Genomic DNA, 6,349 nt, shown 5'->3' with positions numbered 1-6,349 from the left:
GGACGACTGGTCCGGAACGGGGCCGCGGCGCGTGAGCGTGAGCCGTCAGGGGAGGGGGATGCGCCCGGTGGGCGCGCGGGTCAGTTCAGCTCGTCCGGGTGCGGGCCGGTGCGCAGGCCGCGGTCGAGACCGGCGATCGTCGCCATCTCCGCATCCGTGAGGACGAAGTCGAGCACGTCGATGTTGGCGCGGATCCGGGCCGGGGTCACCGACTTGGGGATGACGACGTTGCCGAGCTGCAGGTGCCAGCGGATGACGACCTGCGCCGGCGACTTGCCGTGGGCGGCGGCGATCGCGGTGACCGCCGGGTCGTCGAGGACCGCGCCCTGCGCCAGTGGGCTCCACGCCTCGGTGGCGATCCGGTGCTCGCCGTGGAAGGCGCGCAGTTCGGACTGCTGCAGTGCGGGGTGCAGCTCGATCTGGTTGACGGCCGGGGCGAGCGTGGCGCCGTCCATCAGGCGGCGCAGGTGCTCGGGCTGGAAGTTGGAGACGCCGGCGGCCCGGATCCGGCCCTCCTCGGCGAGGCGCTCCAGGGCGCGCCAGGAGTCGCGGTACAGGTCACGGGCCGGGGCGGGCCAGTGGATCAGGTACAGGTCGACGTGGTCCAGGCCGAGCTTGGCCAGGCTGTCGTCGAAGGCGCGCAGCGTGGCGTCGTAGCCCTGGTCGGCGTTCCACAGCTTCGTGGTGACGAACAGTTCCTCGCGGGCGATCCCGGAGGCGCCGAGGGCGCGGCCGACGCCGGCCTCGTTGCCGTAGATGGCGGCGGTGTCGATGCTGCGGTAACCGGCCTCGAGGGCGGCGCTGACGGCGGCGGTGGTCGCGTCGTCGGCGACCTGGAAGACGCCGAAGCCGAGCTGCGGGATCTCGACGCCGTTGTTCAGCGGGACGGTGGGGACGGCGGGGGTGGTGGACGGTGCCATGGTGTGCGGGTGTTCCTTCACTTGGTGCGGGTGGAGAGGGTGTGGCGGACGGTCTGGGCGCTGATGAGCCCGTCGCGGAAGCATGGGGGCGTGCTCCCGGGGATCGGGCAGGACGGGGGGATCAGTGGTGTACGGGGGTGGGGGCGGCGGACGCCGTGACCGTGAGGTCCCCGACGGCACCGGCCACGTCCGTGACGCCGCCCGTGGGAGTCCGGCGCTCCAGCGCCGCCGACCAGAAGGCGAGGAGCAGCGCGGCCGCGGCCAGGGCGGCGCCGACCCAGTTCGGGGACGTGTAGCCGAAGCCGGCGGCGATGACCATGCCGCCGAGCCAGGCGGCGACCGCGTTGCCGAGGTTGAAGGCGCCGATGTTCACGGCGGAGGCCAGCGTCGGCGCGCCGTGCGCCTGGTCGAGGACGCGCTTCTGGAGCGGCGGCACGGTGGCGAAGCCGAGCGCCCCGACGAGGAGGATGGTGATCGCGGCGAGGACCTTGTGGTGCGCGGTCACGGTGAAGAGCGCCAGGACGATCGCGAGGCCGCCCAGGGTGGCGTACAGCAGGGGCATCAGTGCCCGGTCGGCGAAGCGGCCGCCGAGCAGGTTGCCGAGGAACATGCCGACGCCGAAGAGGACGAGCAGCCAGGTCACGGCGCCGTCGGAGTAACCGGCGGCGTGCGTCATCATCGGCGCGATGTAGGTGATGGCCGCGAAGACACCGCCGAAGCCGAGCACGGTCATCGCCATCGCGAGCAGCACCTGCGGGTTGCGGAAGGCCGTCAGCTCGCCGCGCAGGCGGGCACCCTCGGGGCGGGGGACGGAGGGGACGAGCTTCGAGATGCCGAGCAGGCCGATCACGCCGAGCGCGGCGACGATCGCGAAGGTGGTGCGCCAGCCCACCGCCTGTCCGATGAACGTGCCCAGCGGGACGCCGACGATGTTGGCGACGGTCAGTCCGGTGAACATGGTGGCGATGGCGCCGGCCTTCTTCTCCGGTGCGACCAGTTCGGCGGCGACGACCGACCCGATGCCGAAGAACGAGCCGTGGGCGAGCGAGGCGACGACGCGGCCGGTCAGCATCATCCCGAAGTTCGGGGCGAGCGCGGACAGCAGGTTGCCGAGTACGAACAGGCCCATGAGCAGCATGAGCATCCGCTTCCGGCTCACCTTCGTGCCGAGCACGGTGAGCAGCGGTGCGCCGAGGACGACGCCGAGTGCGTATCCGGTGACCAGCAGGCCCGCCATGGGGATGGTGACGCCGTAGTCGGCGGCGATCTCGGGCAGCAGCCCCATGATCACGAATTCGGTCGTGCCGATTCCGAAGGCCCCGACGGCGAGAGCGAGTAGCGCGAGCGGCATTGGGCTCAACCCTTCCTGGTTGCTTGAGCGAGCTCCTAGCGTGCTCTCACAATAATTGCATGCGCGCGTTAAATGCAAACGCGGGCAGGCCGTGTAGTCCTGGAATGGGCGCGCGCGGTCATGTGTGGGCGCAACGAAGAGCCCCCGTCCGGGCGCGGAGCTCGAACGGGGGCTGGGGTGTCGCGGGCGGGGCGGCGGTCGGAGCGGGTGGGGCGTCAGGCGCCCTGGGTCGGTGCGTCGACGGCTTCCACCGCCGCGACCAGCGAGGCCAGCTCGGGATTCTCCGCGGCCTCGTCCAGTGCCCGGCGCAGGGCGGCGTCATTGGTCGGCCGGGCCTCGTCGAGGAGCTTCCGGCCGGCGGGGGTCACGTCGGTGTAGATGCCGCGCCGGTCGGTCGGGCACAGGTAGCGGGAGAGCAGCCCGCGGTCCTCCAGGCGGGTGACCAGGCGCGTCGTGGCGCTCTGGCTCAGGACGACCGCGTCGGCGACCTGCTTCATCTGCAGGTGCCCGCCCACGCCGTCGTGCTGCCGGCCGAGCACGTCGAGCAGCGAGTACTCCCGCACGCTCAGGTCGTGCCCGGACTGCAGGGCGCGCTCGATGTGCGACTCGATCCGGCCGTGCAGCAGGGAGAGCGCGCCCCAGCCGCTGGCGAGTGCGGTGAGTGCGGGGTCCGTGGCGGTCATGGGGTCCGGTCTCCTTTCGGTGGTCCGTGAACCCCAGGGTACGACATGGGCGCAAAAACCGGCCAGGGCCTATAAAGAGCTACTGCAAGTAAATGCCACCCGGTGAGGACGTCAACGCTCCGACGTCCCGGGCCGGCGGCCCCAGACGGTGAGCATCCCGGCGGACAGCGCGGCACACGCGTCCGAGTCCAGGTACCGGACCGCCCCGTCGATGCCCGCGTCGTCGATCAGACCGGTCGCCACCATCGACCCCCGGCTCCGCTCCCACGTGTCCGCCCAGAAACGGCTGATCGGGCTTCCCGGGAGCAGCGGTGGCGCGTACATCTCCGCGCCGACCGCCCTCAGGCCGGCCGCCCTCAGCAGCTGGGGATACGACGGCACCCAGGAGACGTCCGTGCCGATGGAGGCGCGCAGCCCCCGCCACATCGCGCGCATGGCCGCGGAGTACGGCGTGTCGGCCGCGATCGCGCCGTCCGGTGCGGAGTGCCCCGTACCCGTACGGCCGCTGGTCAGGTCCACCGCGTCGCTGAGGACCAGCAGCCCGCCCGGAGCGACAAGCCCGGCCAGCGCCGACACCATCCGCTCGGGCTGCGGGAGATGCATGAGGACGAACCGCGCGTGGACCAGATCGAACCGGCCCGGCGCGAAGTCCGGCGCCGTGATGTCGGCCTGGAGGACGTCGAGGCCGGGTACGGGCCGTTCGGCGAGGAACCGCACATCGCGGTCGACGGCCAGGACGCCGGCCACCTCGGCCTCGCGCAGCAGGCGCCGCGAGACCGTGCCCGTACCGGCGCCGATGTCCAGACAGCGCCACCCCGGCCCGGCGCCGAGGGCGCGCAGCCGCGTCAGGGTGAGGTCGTCGTACGCGAGGGCCCCGAGATCGATCCGCTCGCCCTCGCCGGGCTGCTCGGGCCGGAACACGTCCTCGCCGTAACGGCCCCCGTCCGGCGCGGGGGACGGGAAGGCGGGGTCGTCGGAGGGCTTCCTCGACGTCATGACGTGACCTTCCGAGGGAGGGCTGCGGGTGTCGCCGACGGTACGGAAGCGGTGCCGCCGGCCCTTCCCATGCTCCGCGCGGTCCGGGCGGAGCGCGCCGCCCCGCGGGCATTCGGGTCACGGGCCGAGCGGTCCCGGCCGGGGCTCGCCGAAGGCTAGGGGGCGTCTTGTCGATCAGGCCGGATTGGGAGCGGCCCCTATGCCTCCGCCCCGTGACGAAGCCCGTCGAGGAGGAGGTCGAGGAGGCGGCCGGACCGGCCCCGCTGGGCCGGCGAACTCGTGATCAGCGCGACGCCGGCGAGGCTCAGGCCGACGTCGAACGGGTCGACGTCCGAGCGCAGGAGACCGGCGTCCGCGCCCGCGTGGAGCAGGGAGTCGATCGCCGCGCCGAGCCGGTCCAGCGTCTCGGCGAAGGGGTCCGCGCCGGACGCGACGGCGGCCCGCAGGGCGTCCGCCATGCCCTGCTTGGCGGCCAGGTAGTCGATGAACCGGTCCATCCACAGGCGTAGGGCCCGGTCCGGCGGCAGTTCGGCCAGCAGTTCGGCGGCGCTGTCGCAGACACGGGCCAGTTCATTGCGGTAGGCGGCCTCGACCAGCGCCTCGCGCGTGGGGAAGTGGCGGTAGAGCGTGGCCGAGCCGACGCCGGCGGCCTTGGCGATCGTGTCGATCGGAACGTCCGCGCCCTTCTCGGTGAAGGCGCGTACGGCCGCTTCGAGGATGCGCTCCCGGTTGCGGCGGGCATCGGCGCGCAAGACGCTCGGCTGGGTGGTCAAGGCTGTTCCCTTCGTCGGAAGCCAGTCTATCTGGACAACCGGGGAGTTCCCCGGTTAGCCTCCCGGTTAAATGGGGAGTTCCCCGGTTATCGGCCGGTGCTCCGTCCGACAGACAAGGAGACCCCTTGATGGCCAGCGAGAAGACCGTCCTGATCACCGGTACGTCCTCCGGAATCGGCCTGGCCGCCGCCGTGGCCGCCGCCCAGGCCGGCTGGACCGTCGTCGCCACCATGCGCGACACCGGAAAGGCCGAGGCCCTGCTCAAGGCGGCGGCCGAGCACGCCGTCACCGACCGGATCCAGGTCAAGCGCCTGGACGTCGTCGACCCCGACAGCATCGCCACCTGCGTGGACGAGGTGATCGCCGAGCACGGCCGCCTCGACGCGCTGGTGAACAACGCCGGCGCCGCGCAGGTCGGCACCATCGAGCGGATGAGCCTCGACGACGTCCGTACCGCCATGGAGGTCAACTTCTTCGGCGTGGCCGCAGCCACTCGTGCCGCCCTGCCGCACCTGCGGGCGTCCCGGGGCCGGGTGATCACCGTCACCAGCGTGGGCGGCGCGGTCGGGCAGCCCTTCAACGAGGCCTACTGCGCGGCGAAGTTCGCCGTCGAGGGCTTCATGCAGTCGCTCGCCCCCGTCGCCGCCACCGTGGGCGTCGACGTCACCGTCGTCGAACCGGGCGCGGTGGCCAGCGAGTTCGTCGCCAACATCGGCCTGGACATCCCGGCCATGCTCGCCGAGGCGGGACCGTACGCCCCGGCCCTCCAGGCTTATATCGCCCGCACCCAGGAATCCTTCGGCAACGCCCAGACGCCGTTCGAGGCCGCCGCCCCGATCATCGAGGCCCTGACCGGGGACCGGCCCCCGTTCCGCGTCCAGACCTCGGAGTGGGCCCGCGAGTTCGTCGGCACCACCCTCGCCGACCTCGACGGCTCCGCGGTTCAGAACCTGACCCGCGCCTGGGTCCGCTGAACGGTTCCGCAGGACCGAAGCCTCATTCCGGGACGCCTCACGGCCTGAGGCTTCGGGCGCGGCGATGACTTTCCGACGTGCCTCCGGTCGGTACGTTCCAGGTACGCCGTCAACGCGGATCGGAGCACCCGAACGACATGAGCACGCAGAACGACCACGACAGCAGCACCCCGGACCCCGAGCAGCAGCCCCGGCTCGTGGAACGCGAACCCGAGACCACCGCCGTCGTACGCGGCGTCGTGCCCCTCGGCGAACTGCGGACGTTCTTCGACGAGGCCTTCGGGGCGCTCGGCCGGGTGCTGCAGGAGCAGCAGGTCCCGCCGAAGAGCGCCGCGTTCGGGCTGTCCCACGGGGGACCGGGGGAGACCCTGGACCTGGAGGTCGGCTTCGTCACGGGCCGGCGGGTGCGCGCCGAGGACGGAGTCGTCACCGGCGAGCTCCCCGGCGGGCGGGTCGCGCGGGTCACGCATCACGGCGGGTTCGACGGGCTCGGCGAGGCCTGGGAGCGACTCGGGGCGTGGATCCGGGCGCGAGGGCTGCGAGCCGGTGAGGACCGGTGGGAGGTGTACGTGACACGGCCCACGCCGGACATGGACCCGAAGGACCTGCGGACCGAGCTCAACTGGCCGATCGCCGAATGACGATCGTACGG

The 6,349-nt window shown here is 72.4% G+C and carries 7 protein-coding genes; 2 read left to right on the top strand and 5 right to left on the bottom strand.

Annotated features, from left to right (window positions below; all coding sequences use genetic code 11):
• Positions 1-80: 80 nt before the first annotated feature.
• The 5 genes from ACWGN5_RS22270 to ACWGN5_RS22250 all read right to left on the bottom strand — a co-directional run bounded on the left by ACWGN5_RS22270 (position 81) and on the right by ACWGN5_RS22250 (position 4,723).
• The gene (locus ACWGN5_RS22270; protein WP_453517826.1) at positions 81-920 is read right to left on the bottom strand and encodes an aldo/keto reductase; all 840 of its coding nucleotides are present in this window, start codon (positions 918-920) and stop codon (positions 81-83) included.
• Positions 921-1,041: 121 nt separating this feature from the next.
• Entirely contained in the window at positions 1,042-2,271 is a 1,230-nt protein-coding gene (locus ACWGN5_RS22265; protein WP_453517823.1) for an MFS transporter, read from the bottom strand.
• 215 nt (positions 2,272-2,486) lie between these two features.
• Positions 2,487-2,954, bottom strand: a complete 468-nt coding sequence (locus ACWGN5_RS22260; protein ID WP_453517822.1) for a MarR family winged helix-turn-helix transcriptional regulator — start codon at positions 2,952-2,954, stop codon at positions 2,487-2,489.
• Positions 2,955-3,065: 111 nt separating this feature from the next.
• Positions 3,066-3,950, bottom strand: a complete 885-nt coding sequence (locus ACWGN5_RS22255; RefSeq protein ID WP_453517819.1) for a class I SAM-dependent methyltransferase — start codon at positions 3,948-3,950, stop codon at positions 3,066-3,068.
• A 197-nt stretch (positions 3,951-4,147) separates the two neighbouring features.
• The gene (locus ACWGN5_RS22250) at positions 4,148-4,723 is read right to left on the bottom strand and encodes a TetR/AcrR family transcriptional regulator (RefSeq protein ID WP_453517817.1); all 576 of its coding nucleotides are present in this window, start codon (positions 4,721-4,723) and stop codon (positions 4,148-4,150) included.
• Positions 4,724-4,851: 128 nt separating this feature from the next.
• Between ACWGN5_RS22250 and ACWGN5_RS22245 the strand changes: the two genes are divergently transcribed.
• Positions 4,852-5,697 (top strand): SDR family oxidoreductase, encoded by an 846-nt coding sequence (locus tag ACWGN5_RS22245; protein WP_453517815.1) that lies wholly within the window; start codon positions 4,852-4,854, stop codon positions 5,695-5,697.
• Between the two features lie 137 nt (positions 5,698-5,834).
• Entirely contained in the window at positions 5,835-6,338 is a 504-nt protein-coding gene (locus tag ACWGN5_RS22240; protein WP_453517812.1) for a GyrI-like domain-containing protein, read from the top strand.
• Positions 6,339-6,349: the final 11 nt, after the last annotated feature.

Source organism: Streptomyces sp. NPDC055815, from assembly GCF_053616475.1.
This window is presented reverse-complemented; position numbering and strand designations above follow the sequence as displayed.